Origin of the sequence: Williamsia sp. D3 (assembly GCF_000506245.1) — a bacterium.
GTDB classification, from domain to species: Bacteria; Actinomycetota; Actinomycetes; order Mycobacteriales; family Mycobacteriaceae; genus Williamsia; species Williamsia muralis.
Window position 1 is genome coordinate 39,333 of record NZ_AYTE01000015.1, and the last position, 22,508, is coordinate 61,840.

A 22,508-nucleotide genomic window follows, 5' to 3' on the forward strand; every position below is an offset into this window, starting at 1 on the left:
GAGATCCGAGGAGAAATGTCCGATCAGCCAACCGATGAGCCACGACCGGCAACGGTCTACGTTGTCGATGACGATCCCGAACTGTGCGAGTCGGTGGCTTGGTTACTGGACAGCATCGGCATCACGCCGCGGATCTTCCACAGCGCCGACGAGTTCCTCTCGGCGTACAACGGCGACCACGCGGCGTGCATCGTGCTCGATGTCCGGATGCCCCAGATCAGCGGAACCCGCTTGCAGGAGAAGCTGACTGCGTTTGCACCCCACGTGGCGATCATCTTCGTCTCCGCCCACGGTGACATCCGGATGTCGGTGAAGACCCTTCAGGCCGGGGCACTCGACTTCCTCGAGAAACCATACGAACCGCAGCGCCTGCTCGACGCGGTTCAGGCCGGCGTCGAGAAGGCCGACAGCAAGTTCCGGCAGTTCCGTCTGCAGCAGGCGGTGCAGGTCAAGGTGGCGTCGCTGACACCTCGCGAACGCCAGATCCTGGCCCTGGTTGTCGAGGGGCTACCCAGTCAGAACATCGCTCGCCGCCTCGGGATGAGTGTCAAGACGGTCGACGTGCACCGCGCGCGGATCAAGAGCAAGACCGACGCGGACAGTATCAGCACGCTGGTGCGTGATGTCCTGCGCTTCGACGTCGACATCGCCGTCGACCACGACTAGAGCTCCCTCGTCGCTGTCGTCCCCACGGCAGGTCAGCGAAGGTTTAGACCCCCGTTGACGTCCCAGCATGCGCCCGTGACAAAACTCGCGCCGGCAGACGTCAGCAAACTCACCACGTCACCGATGAACGCCGGGTCGCCGAGCCTGCCGACCGGGATACCCGCGATCACCGCATCCAGTTTCTCGGGCGGTACGGTTGCGCGGACCACCGGAAGATCATGTGGGCCAGGCGCTATGGCGTTCACCGTCACCCCCTGCGCTGCGAGCTCTCGGGCAAAGATCTTGGTGGCCGTGAGGATCGCGCCTTTCGACGACGCATAGTGCCCGCCTGTCGCGGTCCCACCGTTCTGACCGGCAAGCGAGGCCATGTTGACGATTCGGCCGTACCCCTGTTCGGCCATTGCCGCACCGAATATCTGGCAACCGAAGAAGATGCTGTTGACGTTTGTCGTCAGCACCCGCGTGAAGTCCTCCTCGCCGAGGGTCATCAGGTCGGCCGCCTGGGTGACTGCGGCGTTGTTCACCAGAATGGTTGGTACACCCCAGAGTCCGCGGCACTCGTCGAGCACGCGGGCGAACTCTGCTCGGTGGGCCACATCCAGTGCCACCGCACGTGCGGTGGTGCCATCGGGTGAGAGTTCGGCCGCAAACAACTCGGCCGCGTCGACCGCGATGTCGGTGAGGAGAACTCGATGACCGTCCGCGTGCAGTCGGCCGGCAATGTGGCGACCCATTCCCCCTGCCGCCCCGGTCACCACGGCGATACCGGCCTGTGTTGCGTGACCGGTCTGGGTGGGGTGCTCGTCTCGCATCATCGGTTCACCTCGTGGTCGGCGCTCGTGTGGTCAGTCAAGTGCGACGTCGTCGCGGATCGTCAACTCGCGGCCCATCCGGGCCTCGATCTTGAAGTACTTCCACAGGGCGTATTCGCCGATCATGGTGGTGCGAAGCAGGTTGCAGGCTTCCTTGACCGTCGGCTGATCACGCACATCGGCCAGCACGTAACACGTCCAGGGCCAACCGTCCGACGGTCCCACCATGTGCGAATCGTCGTCGAACGTGCCGATGATGTCGACGCCGTCCATGTTCTTGAGGTTCGACAGCATCGTCGAGATGGCAACCCAGACGGGGCCGATCTCGGACTTCGGCAGGTCGAAGAAGTTCTGGTTGTTGCCGATGCAGAAGAGTGTGCGTAGCGGCTCGGTGGCCATGATGTCCTACTCCTTGGTCGAGGTGAATGTTGCTGCTGCACAATGCCTGGGGAAGGCAGCGTTCAGGGGAAGCTGGGAATCCCGGCGTCCAGTCCGAGGATCAGCGCGCCGGCTGCCTCGTACGTATGGGTCTGCAGCATGGCGTGCTGTGCGGGGACAAGTGCGTCCTGCACATATCTCTGCAGTGGGTGGGTCTCGTAGATCGCGCCGGTGCCCGCAAGGTCGAACGCCTGCAGCACCACAGCACGCCCGACATGCGCGGCGTGTGTTGCGCACAGCCGCAACATCGCCCGGTCCGTGTCCGAGATGGGCTCGTCGGCAACAGCTTTGCGCCATACCTGCTCGCTGGTCTCGTAGAAGAAGGCGCGCGCTGACCGCAACTCCGCCTCTGCCTTGGCAACTCCCGACTTGTAGGCGGGCCGATTGCCCTTGGCCTCACCGCCGGTGATGGACGACTTGGCCGCCCCCACCTCGATGACGTGGTCGAGAGCTCCCCTGGCCGCGCCCAGCGCCACCACCGCAAGCACCTGCGCGGCGTAGGCCAGCGACGGATACCGGGTGAGGGGTTCGTCGACCTGCGGAGCCCCGCCCCGGACGAAGGTCATCTCGTCGGGGACGAACAGCCTCTCAGCGCGGATCGAGTGGCTTCCGGTGGCCTTCATCCCGGCCACCGACCAGTTGTCGACGATCTCCACATCGTCGGGGTGGACGAGGGCGGTCAGTGGTTTGCCTCCGGTGTCCGGCCCACCGACGAGTCCGATGCCCAGGATGTCCGCGCCGCGGCATCCGCTGGCGAACTGCCATACGCCCGAGCAGACGAAGCCACCGTCGACCTTTTCGGCCTTCTGCATCGGGAAAAGACCACCGGCATAGGCGACATCGGGCCCTTCGGCATAAATCTTCTCCTGGGTCTCGACGGGCAGAGCCGCGAAGTAGACCAGCGCCGAACCGAAGCTCGAGACCCATCCTGTGGCCGGATCGACAGCGGAGATGCGCTCGATCAGTCGCATGAAGTCGGCGGGCGGCACGGGCTCACCGCCGAACGCGGCCGGCGTGGAGGCGCGGTAGATCCCGGCGCGCTTGAGGAGTTCGACGTAGTCCCTGGGCACAAATCGCTGCTCGTTGAACTCGTCGCGACGTGCTCGGAGCACCTCGAGTGCGTGATCAAAAGCTGCGTCTCGTGCCGGACCCGCCGGTTCCGCGGACACCTTCTGCGTCACGCTCTCGGTCGTCATCGCCGTCTCCCATTCGTTCGAAATCGCTCTGCCGCAAACGCTATGGACGCGGCCGATTCCGCGGTATCGGGACTTCCCGCGTGGCGACTAAGCAATTCCTTACTTGCACCCCGGCCCCGGGCACCCGATGCTGAAGGCCTGCAAAGGAGGCGGATGTGCCCGAATTGACGGCAAGCGACTACGAGCGCCTGGTCAGGTCACTGCGGTACTGCGTCCTCGTACACGACGCGGTGACGAAAGACATCCTGTGGGCCAACCCGGCGGCCGCCGAACTCCTGGAGTTCAGTGTGGAGGAACTGCGTCCCCTCAAGGCACCGGACATGAGTGCCCGCGAGCGTCGGTACCGGCGGTCGGTCGGCCGTCAATGGCTGCAGGACGCCGCGGACAACGGTGTGGCGGTCACCGAATGGGCATACCGGGCCAAAAGCGGCCGAGTAATCCTCACCGAGGCGATCGCCATCCGCGTCGAACTGTCCGCCCGCCCGGTGGTGATGGTCCAGTTCCGCGACATCGAACACGAAGCGCTGATGCGTAGCAACCTGGTACGCACCGAGGCCGACCTGACCAGAACCGAGGCACGTCTGGCGGCGTTTCTACGGAGCATGAGCGAAGGCATTCTTGTCCTCGACGACGACGGCCTGATCACCTACGCAAGTGAGGCAGCGGCCACATTGCTCGACTCGTCGGTCGATGACCTGGTCGGCGCACAGTTCATCGACTTCTGCCGTCCAGGAGAATCCAGACTGAGCGTGCAGGCCGCGCTCGGGCGCACAGCGCGCCACGGTGAACCAGAGAGCATCCGCTATGAGCTGGCTCTGCCCAGTGGACGTGTGCGATGGCATTCGGGTAGTTGTCAGCACATCGAGATCGAGAACGACCTCAGCGGTTCACTGCTGCTGTGTCATGACGTGACCGAACACGTCCTCACCGAGCAAGCGCATCGCCGTGACGCCCAGTACCTCAATCATCTGGCCCGGTACAACGCGATGGGCGACATGGCCATGGCCATCGCTCATGAGCTCGCCCAGCCGCTCGCTGCCGCCACCAATTACCTGGCGGGTACACAGAGCCGCCTCGGCGACGGCCAGTCGGGGCAGGAAGACATCCACCGCGGCCTCGAACATGCACGCAGACAACTCGATCGGGCCAACAACATCGTGCGGAGCCTGCGGGAGTACGTCACCACTCTCGAGGAGTCACAGCAGCACACAGACCTCAACGACATCGTCGCGGAGTGTGCTTATTTCATCGACCTGCGCGCCCGGGAACGGGGGGTCATCGTGCAGTACGCACCTGCCGAAAACCCGGTCGAAGTGGTGTGCGAGCGGGTGCTGACCGGGCAAGTGGTGCTCAACCTGTGTTTCAACGCCATCGAGGAGATGGCGGAGTGGCCGGCGGAGCAACGAATGGTGTCGGTGGCGGTGCGGCGGGAGCGAGGCTTTGGCGTTTTCACCGTCACCGATCAAGGAAAAGGCTTGTCACACATGCCTTCCGGCCGCATTTTCGACGGCGCGTTCACCGACAAGTCGACCGGCCACGGCATCGGGCTGGCCCTGAGCCACCGGATCATCACCCGCCAGGGTGGAACCCTGTCGGCTCACGAGAACTTCCCTCGCGGCGCCGTGTTCGAGTTTCATCTCCCCCTCGGCGACGATCCGGATCCGACTGGTCAGAACGCATAGCGGACAGTCAGCCACGGGGCGTGCGTCGCGATCAGCTCGACCATCGTGTGCACGGCGTCGGCTTTGACCGTGTTGCGATACCGCACGTTGATTCCGCCCGACTGCGACCGCTTGGTCTGCTGGATGCCCGGAGTCCACAACACCTCTTCGGCCTTGGGGTGCCAGCCGAGGTTCACCTCGTGCAGGTCGCGGTTGTGGGTGAGCGTGATGATCTCGACTGCCGCCTGCTGTTTGAAACGTTCATCCGTCGCATCGCCCAGACGGCGGAGCAGCTCCGTCCAGCGCTCCCGCCATCCGGCGGAGAGCACCACCGGCGAGAAGTTCAGGTGCACCTCGTACCCGGCGTCGACGAAGTCGTTCAACACCGCGAGGCGGTCGTCGATGGTCGACGTACGGATGTCGAGCAACTTCGAGTCCGCCTCCGGCATCAGCGAGAACCGGATGCGGGTGCCCCGCCGCGGGTCGAGGTCGAGCAGGTCCCGGTTCACGTACTTGGTGGCAAAGCTGGCCTTGGCGCCGGCCTGTCTGGCGAAGAACGCGATGAGGTCGGCAACGTTGTCGCTGATGGTCGCATCCACGCTGCAGTCGCTGTTCTCGCCGATGTCGTAGACCCAATCAGCCGGATCGCACTGGTTGGGCGCGGGCTTGGCGCCCTGCCGCCGGATGTGCCTGCCGATGTAGCCGACGATGGCGTCGATGTTGGTGAACACGGTGACCGGGTTGGCGTAACCCTTCCGGCGCGGCACATAGCAATAGGCGCAGGCCATGGCGCACCCGTTGGCCGTCGACGGCGCGATCCAGTCAGCAGACCTCCCGTTGGGTCGCGCCGTCAGCGACTTCTTCACACCGAGGACAAGATCTTCGGTCTTGACCCTGACCCATCGATCGACGTTGCCCTCGTTGCCGTGCAACGACGGGATCTGCCAGTGCGACTCGACGTCGATGATCTCGGCGTCGGGGAATCGCGCGAGCACCTGCTGGCCGCGCAGATCGGCTTGAGCCTCCGGCTCGGCCCAGATCCGGCGCACCTGCAGCAACGGCGAACGGGGGCGCGCAGACGACGAAGAGGTCACGGCCGACAACTATCACGGGCCTCTGACAACCGGCCGCCGGACAACAGACCCGCAAGCCGGTCGCGGTCACTCCCCGAGGCCGTCACTCCAATCCATGTCCCCGGAGATGGCCGCCATGGTGCTCTGACCGTCGAGCGCCTCGCGGATGATGTCGGCGTGGCCGCAGTGATGCGCGGTCTCACGGAGCAGATGCAGCGCCATCTTGCGGACCGACCACCATTCCCGCTCGGGCTGCCAGGGTGCGGTCGGCTGAGGAATCAGGTCGTCGAGACTCTCGACCTCTGCGATCACACGGTCGTAGTCTGCGGCGGCCCGGTCGTACTCGTCCAGCCAATCCGAGAGTGTCTCGCCCTCATTGAGGGCGTACGCGTCCACAGCCGCGTCCATGTCGAACTCGGCGTTCTCGTCGCGCTCGCGGATGGTCGCTGCATGTTCTCGTTCGCCACGGGCGAGGTGCTTGATCAAGCCGCCGATGGTGAGTCCACTGACCGTCGACCGCGTGCGGGACTGAGCGTCGGTGAGGCCGCGTGCGGTGACCTTCAGCAGCGCTCGCTGATCGGCGAGAAGCGTCAGGATGTCGGCTTTCTCGCCGGTGACGGGGACGCTGAGGGTGACGGAGGTGTATGTGCCGGCCATGGTGTGGTCCTTTCGGGGAGGAACTGAACGCCCATGACGTTATGACCGATTGCGGTCAGAAACGGTCCGCGATTGCCCGCCGTTCACACACCGGTTTGCGGGCGGTCAGCACCCACCCACCCCTTTGCTCGCACGATGTCCCATTCGCCGTGATACTGGTAACTAGGGGCAAAACCCCTCTGAAAACGCTACGGAAACCGGAGACGAAGCAAATATGAACGCGAAGCAGCCCACCATCATCTACACACTGACGGACGAGGCGCCGATGCTTGCGACCCACGCCTTCCTGCCGGTGGTCCGTGCTTTCGCCGGTGCGGCTGACATCAACGTCGAATCAACCGACATCTCCGTGGCGAGCCGCATCCTCGCCGAGTTCCCCGATTACCTGCCCGAAGATCAGCGCATTCCGGACAACCTGGGCGAGCTGGGCCGGCTCACCCAACTGCCCGACACCAACATCATCAAGCTGCCGAACATCAGCGCCTCGGTGCCGCAGTTGCTCGCCGCGATCAAGGAGCTCAAGTCCAAGGGGTACAAACTCCCCGACTACCCGGGCAACCCGAAGACGGACGAAGAAAAAGAGATCCACGATCGCTACGTCAAGTGCCTCGGCAGTGCGGTCAATCCCGTCCTGCGCGAAGGCAATTCGGACCGGCGCGCACCCAAGGCAGTGAAAGAGTACGCGCGCAAGCACCCCCACAGCATGGGCGAGTGGTCGATGGCGTCACGCACCCACGTGGCACACATGCGCGAGGGCGATTTCTACCACGGCGAGAAGTCGATGACCGTGGACAGCGACCGCGAGGTCAAGATGGAACTGCTGACCGAGAGCGGCCAGACGCTTGTGCTCAAGCCCAAGGTGACGCTCAATGCCGGCGACGTGATCGACAGCATGTTCATGAGCAAGAAGGCCCTGATCCAGTCTACGAAGAGCAAATGGAAGACGCCTACAAGACGGGCGTCATGTTCTCGCTCCACGTCAAGGCCACCATGATGCGGGTGTCGCATCCCATCGTCTTCGGGCACGCGGTGCGGGTTTTCTACAAGGACGCGTTCGCCAAGCACGGCGAGCTGTTCGATGAGCTGGGTGTCAATGTCAACAACGGCTTGTCCGATCTGTACGACAAGATCGAGTCACTCCCGGCGTCGAAAAAAGAAGAGATCATCGACGACCTCCACAAGTGCCACGAGCACCGTCCCGAGCTGGCGATGGTCGATTCCGCCCGCGGCATCTCGAACTTCCATTCGCCGAGCGACGTGATCGTCGATGCCTCCATGCCGGCGATGATCCGGGCCGGCGGCAAGATGTACGGCGCCGATGGCCGCCCCAAGGACACCAAGGCCGTGAACCCTGAGTCCACCTTCTCCCGCATCTACCAGGAGATGGTGAACTTCTGTAAGACCAACGGCGCCTTCGACCCGGCGACGATGGGCACCGTCCCCAATGTCGGCCTGATGGCGCAGAAGGCCGAGGAATACGGTTCACACGACAAGACCTTCGAGGTTCCCGAAGGCGGCGTCGCCAATATCACCGACCTCGCCACGGGCGAGGTGCTCTTGACCCAGAACGTGGAAGAAGGCGACATCTGGCGCCTCTGCATCGTCAAGGATGCGCCGATCCGCGACTGGGTGGCGCTGGCCGTGCGGCGTGCGCGTGAGTCGGGGATGCCCGTGGTGTTCTGGCTCGATCCCTACCGTCCGCACGAGAACGAACTGATCACGAAGGTGAAGACGTACCTCGCCGACCACGACACCGAGGGACTCGACATCCAGATCATGTCGCAGGTGCGGGCCATCCGGTACACGATGGAACGGCTCGTCCGCGGTCTCGACACCATCTCCGCGACCGGCAACATCCTGCGTGACTACCTCACCGATCTGTTCCCGATCCTCGAGCTGGGCACGAGCGCCAAGATGCTCTCGATCGTGCCGTTGATGGCAGGCGGCGGACTGTACGAAACGGGCGCCGGCGGCTCGGCACCCAAGCACGTCAAGCAGCTGCTCGAAGAGAACCATCTACGGTGGGATTCGCTCGGCGAGTACCTGGCGCTCGCCGTCAGCCTGGAGGACCTCGGCACCAAGACCGGCGACAAGCGGGCGACCATCTTGGCGAAAACACTCGATGCCGCAACCGGAAAGCTGCTGGAGAACAGCAAGGGGCCCTCGCGCAACACCGGCGAACTCGACAACCGGGGCAGCCAGTTCTATCTCGCGATGTACTGGGCGCAGGAGCTGGCCGACCAGACCGAGGACGAGGAACTGCGCAAGTACTTCGCACCGCTGGCCAAGTCGCTGGCCGAGAACGAAGACACCATCGTCAAGGAGTTCAACGAGGCCCAGGGGCAACCCGCGGACATCGGCGGGTACTACGCGCCCGACCCCGAACTCGCGACCGCCGTCATGCGGCCGAGCAAGACCTTCAACGAGGCCCTGGAGTCTGCCCAGAAGTGACGTGCCCGCAGCGCTGACGGACCAAATCGTCTGAACAGCAACCTTTTTGACATGGACGGATCGTGGGAGACATGAGGTCTCCCACGATCCGTCCTTTGCTCTTTCCAGGTGGTATCGGACGCGCGCATTCCACGAATGGAAAATCGTTGCGTTCTATGGCAAAGTGACTGCCGTCACACCGGCTCCAAGAACGCGGGTCGCCGCCAGACACCGGAATCTGTCTGTGCCGATGTTTGCGCCCCGCGCTGGTGAATCGAGACCAAACCAAACCCGTGTGGGCGGCATCGGCCGCAGGCATGGAAGGAATGCCTTCGATGACCGAATTGACGCCGTTCTACGATGACGTGCAGTCCCACTACGACTTGTCCGACGAGTTCTTCGCGTTGTTCCTCGACCCCACCCGCACATACAGCTGCGCGTATTTCGAGCGCGACGAGATGACACTCGAGGAAGCAGAGATCGCCAAAATCGATCTGGCACTGGGCAAATGCGACCTGGAGCCGGGTATGACACTGCTCGACGTCGGCTGCGGGTGGGGATCGACCCTGCTCCACGCAGTAGAGAAGTACGACGTGAACGTCATCGGACTCACCCTCAGCCGCAATCAGCACCGTTGTGCCAGCGAATTGCTGGAGAACCGGTCTGCCACCCATCGCAGTGCAGAGGTGCGATTGCAGGGCTGGGAGGATTTTGACCAGCCGGTCGACCGGATCGTGTCGATCGGCGCATTCGAGCACTTCCGGCGTGAACGCTATGACGCATTCTTCGACCGTTGCAACACGCTCCTGCCCGACGACGGCAGGATGCTGTTGCACACCATCGTCGGCTTCAACCGTCACCAGATCCGGGACAAGGGCCTGCCGATCAACCGGGAGATCATGGAGTTCGGGAAGTTCATCCAGTACGAGATCTTCCCCGGTGGCCAACTGCCCGAACCACAGTGGGTGGTGGACGGCGCGAATCGAGCCGGCTTCACCGTCGAGCGCGTCCATCCGCTGCAGTTGCACTACGCGCGCACGCTCGATTGCTGGGCGGAGGCGTTGCAGAAGCGGCGCGACGAGGCGATCGAGGTCGCCTCGGAGGACACCTACAACACCTACGTGAAGTACCTGACCGGTTGTGCCGATTACTTCCGTAAGGGGTACATCGACATCATGCAGTTCAGTCTGGCCAAGCCGACCGCCCGGCCACTTCCGGCGAAGTTCTCACAGGGCTGAGGAACAGTGCCCTACTTGGACAAAGACGGCGAGGTGTCGGTTCTGCATCTCGGCGGGCACGACTCCCCCGATCCTCAGAACCGTTTCAATCCGGACTGGCTCAAGACCGCTCATGCTCTGCTCGACGAGGTGGAAGCCGAGGTCGGGCCGCGCGCCCTGGTCACAACCGGCCACGGCAAGTACTACTCCACCGGCGCAGATTTGAGCTGGGGCGCGCAAAATCCGGGCCAGATCGACTGGTGCCTGAGTGAAATCCAGGCTCTGCTCGCGCGCCTCCTGGCGTTTCCGATGCCGACGGTGGCGGCGATGCAAGGTCACGCTTTCGGCGCAGGTGCGTTCCTCGCCATCGCCCACGACCACTCGGTGATGCGGGCCGACCGCGGTTATCTCTGCTTCCCCGGCATCACCCTGGGTGCAGCCTATGCACCCGGGGTGCTGGCGCTGACCGCTGCGCGTCTGCCTGCACGTGCCGGACATGAAGCACTGATGACAGGCCGGCGATACGGCGGAGAAGAGGCACTTCGGTTGGGGCTTGTCGACGAGGTCGCGGAAGAGGCCGACGTGCTGACCGCCGCGGTCGAGTGGGCCCGCTCCAACGCCAACACCCGGTCTGAGGTACTCGGTGACATCAAACGTGGTCTGCATCCAGAGGTGTTCGAAGCACTGAAGCAGCCGGTCAGCGGATACAACCAGTAGCGCGACAAGCGGCGGTCGCTGCCGATTACGTTCTTGTGCAGGACAACCCGGGTTCACCGTGACGTTGTAGGGTGCCCCCGTCTGGGTAGCCGAGTACAGGGGCGGGCGGTGGCGAGAGCCGATGACAGCGACTGATCGGGACGGCCGCCCGACAACGGTGCAGCAGTACATCGACGAGGTGCCGGCCTGGCGCGACGGCACGCCGGCCACCGCCGGGGCGATGACCTCGATGCAGAAGCGCATCTGGCTGTTGGCGTCGGCAGGCAAGTTCTTCGAGGAATGATCGTCTTCATGGTCGGGGTGGCGCTGCCGACCTCGGCACCTACGGCATCGGTATCTTCACACCCACCGTCATCGCGGCGACTGTGGGCACAGCCGCCGCGAACGAGTCGACCGTCACCGCCGTCGTCGACAACGACCTCCAGGGCACCGAAGGCGCCGTGATGATCGACGCCTTCCTGCTGATCGGCATCGTCCTCGCTGTCGTCCTGGTGGACAGGTTCGGCCGAATCCGACTGCAGGTCTTCGGGTTCCTCGGCTGCGCAGTCGGTCTCGTCATCGCGGCCCTGTCGACGGTCATGACGGGAACCCTGCAGATCGTCCTGGTCTTTGCCGGCTTCATGTTGTTCAACCTGATGACCAATCTCGGCCCGAACTCGATGACATACCTGTTGGCAGGCGAGGTGTTCCCCACCCACCTGCGGGGTACCGGTGCAGGCATGGCGGCCTCGGTGGCAAAGGTGGGCGCCGTCCTCACAGCCTTACTCTTCCCGATCCTTCTCGAAGAATCGGGCACGGCCGCCATCGTCCTCATCCTGGCGGGCACATCGCTGCTCGGCGCCCTGATCACCTGGTGGTTCCGAGTCGAGACGACAGGGATCAGTCTGGAGCAGGTCGACCGGATGCACGACCCCTCGCCGCCTGCCGGGTCGCCCAGCCCTCGGCTGACCAGCAATCGCAGCTAGCGCCGCCTGGGTTCGAAGGCATTCGGGAATCGATCTCGCAGAGCTTTGATCTGGCGCTGGACGTCGTACAACTCGCGGCGCTTGGCGTGCTGCACGGCCACCGGCACCGCCGCCCGGCCCGACAGCTCGGCCTCGAGTTGATCAGCCCACCGCTCGAGCTGGTCTGCGAAGTACCGCGCTTGCTCTTCGCTGGGACTGACGCTATCGGACACTGACGGCATGGTCGTAGATCCTAAGCGCTATGCAGTCGCTGATTGCAAATCCTTTGAAGAGCCTCGTGCACCTCGGGGGACAAACCACCGACATCGGCGTCGAGCGCATCGGACAACCGTTCGAAGTAAGCATCCACGGTGAGCCCGAACTCGACAAAGATGTCCTCGGCCGAGCCTCCCCCGAACGGGTACCACCGCTCTGCGAACTCGAGCAAACGCGCATGATCGGCTGGCGCGATACGTGGTGTCATACCTCAAGTCTGTACCGCGAGCGGCGAATTCGTGACGTGGACAGAAGATCCCGATGTGGCGACGGACGTCAGACGAACAGTGCGTGAATGTTCAGCGAACTGCCAACCGCGAACGCTTGATTCGTTGAGTGCCGGCAGCCACGAGCGGTCGCCGTGAAGCCCCTAGTCCACTCAGCGCCGTGCGGCGGCGTTCACTGTCGTCAGAACCGAATGCAGCCGCTCGAGCGTGTCCAGGTCGACGCCGAGAGCCTCGACGACCGCATCGGGAATGAGAAGTGCTTTCTCGCGGACTCGGAGACCTTGTGCGGTGAGGTCGATGACGGCCAATCGCTCGTCTGCCGGATCGCGGCGGCGGGTCAGGTACCCGGTTGTCTCCAGCCTTTTCAGGAGCGGCGAGAGCGTGGCCGAGTCGAGCTGCAGGGCATTGCCGATCTCTTTGACCGAGCGCGGCGATTGTTCCCACAGCGCGAGCATCACGAGGTATTGCGGGTGGGTCAGGTTGAGCGGTTCGAGCAATGGCCGGTAGACAGCCAGCACCGAGCGGTTGGCGACAGCCAGCGCAAAGCAGACCTGCCGTTCGAGAGCCAGGGGATCAACATGGCCTTCTTCTTGCCTCGAAATTGTGCTCACGAAACTCTTCCTCGATCGAACAGGCAGCACCACTTCCAGCGGCGCTGATGACCGGATTGACACCCAATCTACTGCATAGCACGCGATTCAATCGCGTCTTATTCACTGTCCACTCGACGTTGTGACCTCTGTCATCATGACTAGCTCCTGCCCCATCACCGGCGTAGCGTCCTATTAGATAGTGCACGATGTATCTCTGTGCGCACCAGTGGCGAGTCCGGTTCAGCGCGATCGAACTCACAGACCGGCGCCGTCCCACCTGGGGACACCGGAGACCGTAGAAGTGGAGCGAGCGTGACATCCGAGGCAGACCGACCGGCCTTCTTCCAGTACGTGAAGTACTGCTACGGAGCCAAATTGCCCGACAGCATGAGTGCGTGGGTCGCCAACGACCAAGCGGGCCCCGGCGCCACCCGGCGGATGATCATTCGCTGGGCGATACCCTGCATCCTCCTGCTCGCCCCGATGTTCTTCGTGCACGCGTCGATCTACGTCCGCCTGAACATGACGGTCCCCATCTTCTTGCCCTACGTGATGTTTGCGATCGCCCTGAACCGCGTGTACCGACGTCATCGTCTGGCCCAGCACGGGTTGGATCCCGATCTCGTCAACGCGATCGCCCGGAAGCGCGACGCCCATCTCTACGAAGCGTACGAACAGAAATACCGGGGCAAATAGAGCGCTCGAAGCCAGTAGTAGTGCACCCCGCTGGTTCACAATCGTCGATTGGGGTACTCAGCCCACATGCCTGCTGACGCTCCTGACAACTCCAAGTACGAACCACAGAACCCCGAACCGAACAACACCGCGGGGCTCGAAGCCGGGGGCAGCGTCACGCCCGGTGACACCCCGCCAGCGGAAACGGGTGTCGGCGGCCCGAATCACGAACCGCCTCAACGTGGTCGTACCGGTCCGATCATCGCCATCGGCGTGATCTCGTTCATCGTGCTCATCATCGCGATCGGTCTCATCGGCCGCGTCGTGGGCCTGTTCTGATGTCGGCCTCCGGCCACGCTCGAACGGCGTCCGCCCACCTTCGGTCGCTAGCCTGGTGTGATGGCTGAGATACCGCATCCACCAGTGGACACGAAGGCCGCGATAGCCGGCCTCGAGAGCACTTTCGCCGACGAGCTGACGGCACTCACCGTTCCTTGGCAGGGCGCTCCCTCCCCTGACCCCACCCTGCTCGTGCTGAACGAACGACTCGCGGAGTCCTTGCACCTCGATGTCGAAACGCTGCGCAGCGCCGAGGGAGTCGCCGTCCTGTCCGGGACAACACCGCCACCCGGGGCAAAGCCAGTCGCGATGGCGTACGCCGGCCACCAGTTCGGGGGGTATACGCCGCTGCTCGGCGACGGTCGGGCACTGCTCCTCGGCGAACTGAAGACCGACGAGGGCCACCGTATTGACCTGCACCTCAAGGGTTCAGGACGCACCCCGTTCTCGCGCGGCGGCGACGGCTTCGCGGTCGTCGGGCCGATGCTGCGCGAATACCTCGTCAGCGAGGCCATTCACGCCCTCGGAATCCCCACGACCCGCTCGCTGTCGGTGGTTGCCACCGGACAAGCCGTTCGCCGAAACGGTCTCGAGCCGGGAGCCGTGCTCGCGCGGGTTGCGTCCAGCCACCTGCGGGTGGGCACCTTCGAGTTCGCGGTTCGACAGGGCGAGATCCTGCAGCCCCTCGCCGACTACGCGATCGCCCGCCATTACCCGGCGCTGACCGATCTGCCCGCGCACGGTCCAGACAGCCGATACCTGGCCTTCTTCGATGCGGTGGTGGATGCGCAGGCTTCACTGGTTGCGCAGTGGATGCTCGCCGGCTTTGTGCACGGCGTGATGAACACGGACAACACGACGATCTCGGGCGAGACCATCGACTACGGCCCCTGCGCCTTCCTCGACGCATTCGACCCGAACGCGGTCTTCAGCTCCATCGACCGCGGCGGCCGGTACGCGTTCGGCAACCAACCCGCCGTGTTGAAGTGGAACCTGGCTCGCCTCGCAGAAACCCTGCTGACACTGATCGCCTCTGAACCCGACGACGCCATTGCCGCGGTGACCGACGTACTGAACACTTTTGATGCGCGCTACGCGAGTCACTACTCGGCGGGCATGGCGGCGAAACTCGGCTTGGCCGGGACGGTGGTCGAGCCAGAATTGATCGACGAACTCCTCGCTCTGCTGGCCGACCACGGCGTCGATTGGACGAGCACCTTCCGCGCCCTCGCCGACGAACTCCGCGGCGACTCGACCGCTCTGGACAATCTTTTGCCTCGTGAGCGCACCCTTTCGTGGTTGCAACGATGGCGCGGCGCTCTGGCGGGCGCGGGAGTCGGGATCCCGGAAGTCGCAGAAGCGATGGACCGCGTGAACCCGATCTACATTCCGCGTAATCACCATCTCGACGCCGCATTGCGCGCCGCCACGGAGGGCGATCTCGGCCCCTTCCAGACGTTGCTCGACGTTGTCACGCATCCGTTCCAGCGACGCGACGAGTGGTCCGAATACAGCGGGCCAGCCCCGCTGGTGTTCAGCGAGAACTTTCAGACGTTCTGCGGGACTTGAGCACAGGTGGAATTCACTCTTCCCTGCCCTCACGCACCACGGCTTTGAGGATCTCCTCGGTACGGCCCCGAGATGTATCGGCCGGACTGACGGTGTCGGGCCATGAATCGGTCTCCGACAGTGCCCACTCCGACCACTCGATGATGTGGGCGTAGTGCCCCACCATGTAGCGGTTGGCCAAGGTCAGCAGATGGCGGCGTTCGGGATGTGAACCCCGATCCGGTTCCAACATCCGTTCGGCGTTGGAGATGAACAGGTTTCGGGCCGCCTCGGCCTGATCACGCATGTTGCGCAGGTTCGCCCGCAGATCCTCGATCGACCCTTGTTCTGCGAAGCACACGCGGATCATTCCCTCGAAGACCAACGCGGGCGGCTGCGACTGGGTGGCCAGCCATTCGGTGAGTGCGGCACGCCCCTGTGGCGTAATCGAGTAGATCGTCCGATTGCGGCGCTTGCCCGCCGGTTCGGTTCGCGCAGTGACGAGGCCACGTTCGAGGAGTCGCTTCGGTGCGTTGTAGCGCTGCCTGTCTGCTCGCGGCCACAGCGCGGAGACCCCGCGTCCGACCTGCTCGGCGATTTCGTAGGCCGATCTGTCCTTGGCCGTCAGTAGACCCAAGATCACATACGACGTCGTGTTGAGGTCGCCCTGGGCCACTGATCTCCTTCCCGCGTAGCGTCGTGTTTCGATACGGCCGCGAGAGCCAATCCTACCGAGACGCTGCTGCGAGCCGCCGCGACCGCCGGCCGCTAGCCGCCGCTTGTGTCCTCCGCCGCATCGTCGATGTCTTCGCCGGTGTCGGTGGCCGGGCCCGCGTAGATCAGGGGAACCAGGGACTTGGCAACCATCGCCGCAGGCGGAATACCTTCTGCGGTCGGAGCAAGATTGCCCCATACCACTATGGTGACGTCGTTCACCGGGTCGTAGCCCATGAAGGAGTTGTAGCCGGGCATCTCGCCGATGTGTCCGTACATCGGTCCCATCTTGGCGATTCCGTAGCCATAGCTACTCCCCGATGGGTCCTCGGGATCAGACGGTTGCACGCTGTCCATCCGCAGCTTCTGGGTCTTCTCGTCGAGCAGATCACCCTTGCCGATCGCCTTGACCCAGGTGGCCAGGTCGTTGGCGGTCGAAATGCCCTGCCCCGCAGCCCAAGTCCACGACGGGTTGTCGTTGGTTGTCGTCCGCGGTGTGACCGTACCCGCCTCGATCGCCGCCAGCCTCTCCGGCGACAACGACTCCTTGCCTTCACCCAAAGTCTCGACGTTGCCGCTGTAGGAGTAACCGTTGACGTAGGTCGCCGGAATGGAGGTGTCGGTGTTGGCCGGGAACGACGTGCCGGTCATTCCGAGTTTGGAGAAGAAGCGGTCCTGGAAGATCTGGGCAAGGGGCTTGCCGTCGAGCTCCTCGGCAATGAGGCCCAGCAACACCGTGTTGGTGTTGGAGTAGTTGTACTCCGTACCCGGAGGGGCCAACGGTGGATTGGCGAACGCGAGTTTGAGCAATTCCTCAGGCGTCCAGACCTTTTGGGTCTCGGTGTCGAGTGCTGTGTTGAGCTCCAGCGTGGCCGTGTAGTTGTAGAGTCCGCTGCGCATGTCCAGTAGCTGGCCGATTGTGATGTTCTGCCCGTTCGGGACGTCAGGTCGGTATTTGCTGACCGGGTCGTCCACGGAGATCTTGCCCTCTTGGACCATCTGCATGATGGCCGTGCCGGTCCACGTCTTGGTGTTGGAACCGATGCGCACCTTGGTGTCTGGGGTCGGAGCCTCAGAGGAGCCGATTCCGAGGGTGCCCCACGACTTCGTGTAGTCGCCCTCGGGCGTCCGGACCAACACCATCATGCCGATCTCGCGGAACTCGGTCGCCATCTCGTCGACCACCTTGTCCATCGCGGCGGGGTCGAGTGGCACGAGCGCACCACCCGGCGCGGCGCTGCTCGGCGACGACGACGTCGACGAACTACTCGAATCGGACGAGCATGCGGTGGCTACAAGAGCCGCTGTGACCATCACGGCGACGGCCGCTGCCTTACGGTTCCCGTGCCGCCGGCCTACGCGGATCAATGTAGAAGGTGATGACATGTGCTCTCTCTCCTTGTGTGGCGGTCGACTTCGCTAGGGCTGCAGAGATCTTCGGTGGCGTGTTCGTGGTTCATGCCGGAACCTTCGTGAAGGTACCGAGGCCCTGGGCATCGAGATACTCGATGGTGAACGACGTAGCCGTGCCGTTGTCCGTGGCGAACTGGATACTCGTGGGTCCGACTGCGTTCTCCCCCGACGTCTCGAACCAGTAGGTATCACCGTCGTAGTGAATGAGCGGATAGCTCAGCTGTTGATCTCGACCCAGCCTCAACACGAGATCACCGCCCTCGTTCACCACTTCGGCGGCGCCATAAAACGGGCTGACGAACTTGCCCCCGTAGACCGAGGCCGCTTGTGGCGGCGTGGCACCGGCCGGCGGGCTGGTGTAATCGGTCTCGGAGCGACCATGTTCGACAAGCTGCTTGAACTGACCCGACACATACGGCGCCCAGTCGACGGTCAGCTTGCCATTCTTCGCATAGTCCATGAACTGGGCGGCGATCGTCTCAGAAACGCCGATGGGTGCTGTGTTGGCGAGCACCACTATCCCGAGGTCTTCACTCGGCAAGAGCTCGACATCGGTGCTGGCGCCCAACGCAAAAGCGCCCGCGTGAGCCACCTGCACCCTGCCTCGATCGTCGGTGTTGATCGAGAAGCCGGTGCCGTAGAAGCTCTCTCGTGCGCCGGGCTCGGTTGCCGGGCGGGAGAACGCGTGGGCCTGATGGGTGTACTGCAGCGCGTCGGGATCCACGATCTGGCGGCCGTCGAACATGCCGTCGGCGAGTTCCATCCGGATCCAAGCGGCCATGTCGTCGACCGACGAGCTGGCACCGCCCGCCGGCGACTGGGCCTCGGGATTGCTGACGTACTTCGCCTCCCACGTGTTGGTGGCGGGATCGACGAGCACGTGGTTGTACGCGTGATTCGGGACGTTTTGCCATTCGTCCGTGCTCGACGTCGTGTCGGTCATGCCCAGGGGTTCGTAGATCGTCTGCTCCGAGAGCTCCGCCCACGTCGTGCCCTGGGACTTGGCCGCAGCAACGCCGGCGACGGTGAAGCCGTAATTCGAATAGGCGTAATTGTCTCGGAAACGGTCGAGGGGAAGCTGATTCAGACGCGACACGATCTCCTCGTAGTTGTAGCCGAGGTCTTCGAGGAGGTCGCCGCCGTGGTCGGGTAGACCCGTTCGATGCGAGAGCAGGTCGGTGAAGGTGGCGTTCTCCGTGACGTACGGGTCCGCGACCACAAAGTTCGGTTCGTACCGTTTCACGGGCTCATCCCAGGAGATCTTGCCATCGCCCGCGAGCTTGGCGATCACGCTCGATGCCAGCGGCTTCGAGACCGAGGCGAGCTGAAACATCGTGCTGGTGTCCACCGGTTCCGGTTCGCCCACCTTGCGCACGCCGAAGCCCTTGGCATAGACCACCTCGTCCCTGTAGACGACCGCCACCGCGATACCCGGGGCCCCCGTACGGGACATCATGTCGTCGACGAACCCGTCGATCCGATCGGTCGCCGCATCCACCGCTGCCCGATCGATCTGTGCGGCCGAGACATTGGTCGGCGCCTTCGCGGGTGACCCAGACGACGCCTCGGACGACGAATCACACCCGGAGAGAACGAGTGTGGCCGAAACTGTCAGCACCAGCGCACAGGTGAAACCAGAAGGTCTCGACCGCGAACGTTGGGTGGGAAGAGCCGGCCGAGTGGTCATTCTTCGCTCCATGACAAGGCGGTCCGCCCGTGGCGACCCGTCGAAACCGATGAGGCGCGCGCCGATCCACCCCGCCGTGGACGCTTCGAGCCAGTGTGTCGACCATACTTCCATCAAGTGCAACTTGCACGGTGTAATTTGCAGTAATTACTTTCCATGGAAGTGATTGTCGAGCCGGACAAGGGAGTGGTGCGCCACCATGTCAGCAGTCGAACCGCAAACAAGGACGTATCGAGTGAGGACAACGCTGGCCGCATTCGCCGTCGGCGGTCTACTCTTTGCCGCCGCATGCTCCGGCGACTCGTCGGGATCCGATGAGAAGTCGCCCGGAGGGCAAGGCCAGACGCTTCCTGCAGCTGCAGCGACAATCATGGAGACCGAACCGTACGACGCCGCACGGTGGTCGTATCTGGTGGTGGACCCGGAGACCGACGAGGTCGTCTACAGCAATCTTGCCGACGAGTTCATGTTCATGGCCTCGCAGACAAAGCATTTCACCGTCGGGACGGTCTACCAGGATCTCGGCGTCGACAGACGACTGACGACCCCTGTCTATGCAACGGCGGCACCTGTGGGCGGAACGCTCAGTGGAAACCTCGTACTGGTTGGATCGGGCGACCTCGCGCTCGGCGGGCGCAATGCACCCGCCGGCAGGTTCGACTTCGCCACCGACGGCATCGACCACGTGTACGCCGATGCCATCCCGGGTGCCGTACTGGCACCCGGCGATCCGCTCGCCGGACTCGATGACCTCGCCGCCCAGGTTGTCGCATCCGGGGTCACCCGCATCGACGGAGACGTACTCGTCGACCCACGGTTGTGGGAGCGGTACACAACGGTCGAAGGGGTGGTTCCGTCGATATACGTCAACGACAACCTGGTCGACATCCAAGCCACACCGGGGCAGCCCGGACAGCCCGCGACCATCCAGATGCTGCCTGGCAACGGGCTTTTCAGACTCGACTCGCAAGTCACCACGGGCGCAGCCGACAGCGACTCCACCATGACGGTCAGCGCGGACGAGCTCGATCCCACCCTCATCCGGGCGACCGGTTCGGTACCCGCAGGCAAGTCGACATTGACGGTCTTCCGCATCACCGACGCTCCGACCTGGGCCCGTCAGCTGTTCATCGAAGCCCTGCAGCGCAAGGGCGTGACGGTCTCATCGACTGCCAAGGTGAACGAGCAGGCCGCACTTCCGGCCGAGAACAGCTATCGAGACGATCTGCGCCTCGCGAAACTCGAATCCGTACCGCTCCAGGAGATGGGCTCGATGATCCTGGCCACCAGTTACAACACGGGCGCAAACGACTTCCTCTGCCTGTTGGCGGTCGAGGCCGGGTCCCAGGAGTGTTCGGACGGTCTGCCCGCGATCCGGGAGCTCGCCACCGAGGCCGGCATCGCGCCGTCCGAGTTCGTCATCGTCGACGGCCAGGGCAGCGACCCGTCGTCGGCCACGCCCACCGCGATCACGAAGTGGTTCAAGTGGGTGGACAAACAACCGTGGGCCGGCACCTTCTGGGCCGGACAACCAATCCTTGGCGAGCGCGGCTCCCTCAGTGGGGTGGGTGCCGACAGCCCTGCGAAGGGGAAGGTGGTCGGGAAGACGGGAACGTCTGCCGACGCCGAACCTGGAACCGGCCGACTGGTGATGACGATCCAGGGATTGTCCGGCTACCTCGAGGTCGGTGACGGCCGCCGGCTGCTCTTCGTGGTCGGGGTCAGCAACGCGGTGTTCCCTGATCTCCCACGCGGGATCTTCCAGGTGGGTGACGACGTGGGGATGGTCGCGGCGGCGTTCCAGCAGGCTCAGAGCAAGTGATGCGCAGGACCCCACCTCACCCGTCCTGACACCCGCACGTCCCACTGCCCGCGAAATCGTCAACTAGGCTTCTCACAACAGTTCGGCAGGCCTGCTGACAGCGGAGAAACGTGCCCCATGATGGACCAAAGTGAAGATCCACCGTCAGGCATTGCCGCGGTTCCCATCGTCTGCCTCTACCAGCCGATCGTCGACCTGCGCACCCGAGAGACAACGGGGTACGAGGCACTCGCACGGTGGCCGAGCCGACCAGATCTGAGCCCGGGCGAGGTGTTCGGTTCAGCACGAGACGACGGCACACTCGCCACCCTGGATCGTGCCGCGCAGCAGGCCGCGTGGCGCGGAGCGTGCGAGGCGGGGCTACCCGGTTCGTACACCCTTTTCATCAACGTCGAAGCCGATACGTCTTCGAGCCTGTCGCTGACTGCCGACGGGTTCGCTCCGGAAGGTGACGCGGGGCCCGACCGCGTGGTCATCGAGATCACCGAGCGCGCGCTGCTTGTCGACCCCGGTCGTGTTCTCGGAATCGCCGACGAAGCCCGGGCGCTGGGATGGGGCGTGGCCCTCGACGACGTCGGCTCCAATCCGGACTGCCTCACCATGCTGGATTTCGTTGCACCGGAGATCATCAAGATCGATGGCCCACTGACGCGGACTCGTCGCCCGACCCCGGTCCACACTGCGACCCTGGCAGCGATCGCCGCGTACATCGAAGCGACCCCCGCCACGGAGCTGATTGCGGAGGGAATCGAAACCGAGGCCGACCTCGAACAAGCTCTGGCGCTCGGCGCGACGCATGGCCAAGGCTGGCTGTTCGGGCACCCCGCACCCCTGCCCGACGTCTTTTCAACTGTGTCGAACAGGATGCTCCCGCTCACCAACGTGCGCAACGCGCCGCCGAGCCCCCCGTCGGAGGCACTGGAGACGATCAGTCCGCGCATCGGCCGCAAGAGCCTGCTCATCACGCTGTCCCGCCACCTCGAGGACATGGCCTCGACCCTGCGGGCCCCGGTCACGGTCCTGGCCACTTTCCAAGACGCCGCGAGTTTCGGACCCGTTGTCGCAGAACGATTTTCCGCCCTGGCAGCCACACACCCCCATGCTTTTGTGGCAACTTTCGGCGTCGACATGCCGACTTACCCGGCAACCGGTGTGGTCGGAGTCCCCCTCAGCGCGGACGACAATCTGGTCAACGAGTGGACGATCACGGTCACGGGCCCGCACTACTTCGGAGCGCTCATCGCCCGCGACCTCGGCGACCCCCCTGACGACCCAGACCGCCGGTACGCGTACACGCTCACCCATGACCGGTCAATTGTGACCACCGCCGCCCGAGCGCTCATGCGACGGATACACCACCGGGATGTTCCTGCGTCACAACATGATTCTTGATATCACTCGGG

At 63.9% G+C, this 22,508-nt stretch carries 22 protein-coding genes and 1 pseudogene; 12 read left to right on the top strand and 11 right to left on the bottom strand.

Going from position 1 to position 22,508, the window contains the following annotated elements:
• Positions 1–15 precede the first annotated feature (15 nt).
• Complete coding sequence (locus W823_RS40265; protein WP_023957163.1) at positions 16–666, top strand: response regulator transcription factor; 651 nt, start codon at positions 16–18, stop codon at positions 664–666.
• A 32-nt stretch (positions 667–698) separates the two neighbouring features.
• On the opposite strand, the gene W823_RS40270 is transcribed toward W823_RS40265, so the two are convergent.
• The 3 genes from W823_RS40270 to W823_RS40280 form a co-directional block, all read right to left on the bottom strand.
• Positions 699–1,481, bottom strand: a complete 783-nt coding sequence (locus tag W823_RS40270; RefSeq protein ID WP_023957165.1) for an SDR family NAD(P)-dependent oxidoreductase — start codon at positions 1,479–1,481, stop codon at positions 699–701.
• 30 nt (positions 1,482–1,511) lie between these two features.
• Positions 1,512–1,877, bottom strand: a complete 366-nt coding sequence (locus W823_RS40275; RefSeq protein ID WP_023957167.1) for a hypothetical protein — start codon at positions 1,875–1,877, stop codon at positions 1,512–1,514.
• Between the two features lie 62 nt (positions 1,878–1,939).
• Complete coding sequence (locus W823_RS40280; RefSeq protein ID WP_023957169.1) at positions 1,940–3,112, bottom strand: acyl-CoA dehydrogenase family protein; 1,173 nt, start codon at positions 3,110–3,112, stop codon at positions 1,940–1,942.
• 155 nt (positions 3,113–3,267) lie between these two features.
• Between W823_RS40280 and W823_RS40285 the strand changes: the two genes are divergently transcribed.
• The gene (locus W823_RS40285) at positions 3,268–4,794 is read left to right on the top strand and encodes a PAS domain-containing sensor histidine kinase (RefSeq protein ID WP_023957171.1); all 1,527 of its coding nucleotides are present in this window, start codon (positions 3,268–3,270) and stop codon (positions 4,792–4,794) included.
• Here the strand turns inward: W823_RS40285 and W823_RS40290 are convergent.
• Together W823_RS40290 and W823_RS40295 are read right to left on the bottom strand one after the other, a co-directional pair.
• Positions 4,782–5,867, bottom strand: a complete 1,086-nt coding sequence (locus tag W823_RS40290; RefSeq protein WP_051406464.1) for a spore photoproduct lyase family protein — start codon at positions 5,865–5,867, stop codon at positions 4,782–4,784. The two genes, W823_RS40285 and W823_RS40290, sit on opposite strands and share 13 nt — an antisense overlap.
• Before the next feature lie 66 nt (positions 5,868–5,933).
• The gene (locus W823_RS40295; RefSeq protein WP_023957176.1) at positions 5,934–6,503 is read right to left on the bottom strand and encodes a DinB family protein; all 570 of its coding nucleotides are present in this window, start codon (positions 6,501–6,503) and stop codon (positions 5,934–5,936) included.
• A gap of 214 nt (positions 6,504–6,717) precedes the next feature.
• Between W823_RS40295 and W823_RS40300 the strand changes: the two are divergent.
• From W823_RS40300 to W823_RS0128740, 5 genes and pseudogenes are all read left to right on the top strand, one after another.
• Positions 6,718–8,954, top strand: a pseudogene (locus tag W823_RS40300) (NADP-dependent isocitrate dehydrogenase).
• 314 nt (positions 8,955–9,268) lie between these two features.
• Positions 9,269–10,171 carry a cyclopropane mycolic acid synthase family methyltransferase gene (locus tag W823_RS40305; protein ID WP_152538036.1) on the top strand — a complete coding sequence of 301 codons (903 nt, stop codon included), beginning with the start codon at positions 9,269–9,271 and terminating at the stop codon, positions 10,169–10,171.
• 6 nt (positions 10,172–10,177) lie between these two features.
• Complete coding sequence (locus W823_RS40310; RefSeq protein ID WP_023957180.1) at positions 10,178–10,867, top strand: enoyl-CoA hydratase/isomerase family protein; 690 nt, start codon at positions 10,178–10,180, stop codon at positions 10,865–10,867.
• A gap of 121 nt (positions 10,868–10,988) precedes the next feature.
• Entirely contained in the window at positions 10,989–11,150 is a 162-nt protein-coding gene (locus tag W823_RS58080) for a hypothetical protein (RefSeq protein ID WP_161633996.1), read from the top strand.
• Between the two features lie 46 nt (positions 11,151–11,196).
• Positions 11,197–11,832 carry an MFS transporter gene (locus tag W823_RS0128740; protein ID WP_081729712.1) on the top strand — a complete coding sequence of 212 codons (636 nt, stop codon included), beginning with the start codon at positions 11,197–11,199 and terminating at the stop codon, positions 11,830–11,832.
• On the opposite strand, the gene W823_RS40315 is transcribed toward W823_RS0128740, so the two are convergent.
• The 3 genes from W823_RS40315 to W823_RS40325 all read right to left on the bottom strand — a co-directional run bounded on the left by W823_RS40315 (position 11,829) and on the right by W823_RS40325 (position 12,925).
• Positions 11,829–12,044 (bottom strand): hypothetical protein, encoded by a 216-nt coding sequence (locus W823_RS40315; protein WP_023957184.1) that lies wholly within the window; start codon positions 12,042–12,044, stop codon positions 11,829–11,831. The two genes, W823_RS0128740 and W823_RS40315, sit on opposite strands and share 4 nt — an antisense overlap.
• Before the next feature lie 20 nt (positions 12,045–12,064).
• Positions 12,065–12,295 carry a hypothetical protein gene (locus W823_RS40320; protein ID WP_023957186.1) on the bottom strand — a complete coding sequence of 77 codons (231 nt, stop codon included), beginning with the start codon at positions 12,293–12,295 and terminating at the stop codon, positions 12,065–12,067.
• A gap of 171 nt (positions 12,296–12,466) precedes the next feature.
• Positions 12,467–12,925 (bottom strand): MarR family winged helix-turn-helix transcriptional regulator, encoded by a 459-nt coding sequence (locus W823_RS40325; RefSeq protein ID WP_051406471.1) that lies wholly within the window; start codon positions 12,923–12,925, stop codon positions 12,467–12,469.
• 294 nt (positions 12,926–13,219) lie between these two features.
• Here W823_RS40325 and W823_RS40330 point away from each other — a divergent pair, with 294 nt between their 5' ends.
• The 3 genes from W823_RS40330 (at position 13,220) to W823_RS40340 (ending at position 15,490) form a co-directional block, all read left to right on the top strand.
• Positions 13,220–13,603 (top strand): DUF5313 domain-containing protein, encoded by a 384-nt coding sequence (locus W823_RS40330; protein WP_023957190.1) that lies wholly within the window; start codon positions 13,220–13,222, stop codon positions 13,601–13,603.
• Between the two features lie 66 nt (positions 13,604–13,669).
• Positions 13,670–13,921, top strand: coding sequence for a DUF6480 family protein (locus W823_RS40335; protein ID WP_023957192.1), 252 nt, complete (start codon positions 13,670–13,672; stop codon positions 13,919–13,921).
• Positions 13,922–13,981: 60 nt separating this feature from the next.
• Positions 13,982–15,490, top strand: a complete 1,509-nt coding sequence (locus tag W823_RS40340) for a YdiU family protein (RefSeq protein WP_031331993.1) — start codon at positions 13,982–13,984, stop codon at positions 15,488–15,490.
• Between the two features lie 13 nt (positions 15,491–15,503).
• On the opposite strand, the gene W823_RS40345 is transcribed toward W823_RS40340, so the two are convergent.
• From W823_RS40345 to W823_RS40355, 3 genes are all read right to left on the bottom strand, one after another.
• A complete protein-coding gene (locus W823_RS40345) occupies positions 15,504–16,145 on the bottom strand; it encodes a PadR family transcriptional regulator (protein WP_023957196.1) in 642 nt (213 codons plus the stop codon).
• 92 nt (positions 16,146–16,237) lie between these two features.
• Positions 16,238–17,569, bottom strand: a complete 1,332-nt coding sequence (locus W823_RS40350; RefSeq protein WP_235189496.1) for a serine hydrolase — start codon at positions 17,567–17,569, stop codon at positions 16,238–16,240.
• Positions 17,570–17,639: 70 nt separating this feature from the next.
• Positions 17,640–19,283 (bottom strand): serine hydrolase, encoded by a 1,644-nt coding sequence (locus tag W823_RS40355; protein WP_031331995.1) that lies wholly within the window; start codon positions 19,281–19,283, stop codon positions 17,640–17,642.
• Positions 19,284–19,518: 235 nt separating this feature from the next.
• On the opposite strand from W823_RS40355, the gene dacB reads away from it, so the two are divergent.
• Positions 19,519–21,105 (top strand): D-alanyl-D-alanine carboxypeptidase/D-alanyl-D-alanine-endopeptidase, encoded by a 1,587-nt coding sequence (dacB, locus tag W823_RS40360; protein WP_023957202.1) that lies wholly within the window; start codon positions 19,519–19,521, stop codon positions 21,103–21,105.
• A 117-nt stretch (positions 21,106–21,222) separates the two neighbouring features.
• Complete coding sequence (locus W823_RS40365) at positions 21,223–22,497, top strand: EAL domain-containing protein (protein ID WP_023957204.1); 1,275 nt, start codon at positions 21,223–21,225, stop codon at positions 22,495–22,497.
• The last annotated feature ends 11 nt before the right edge of the window (positions 22,498–22,508 follow it).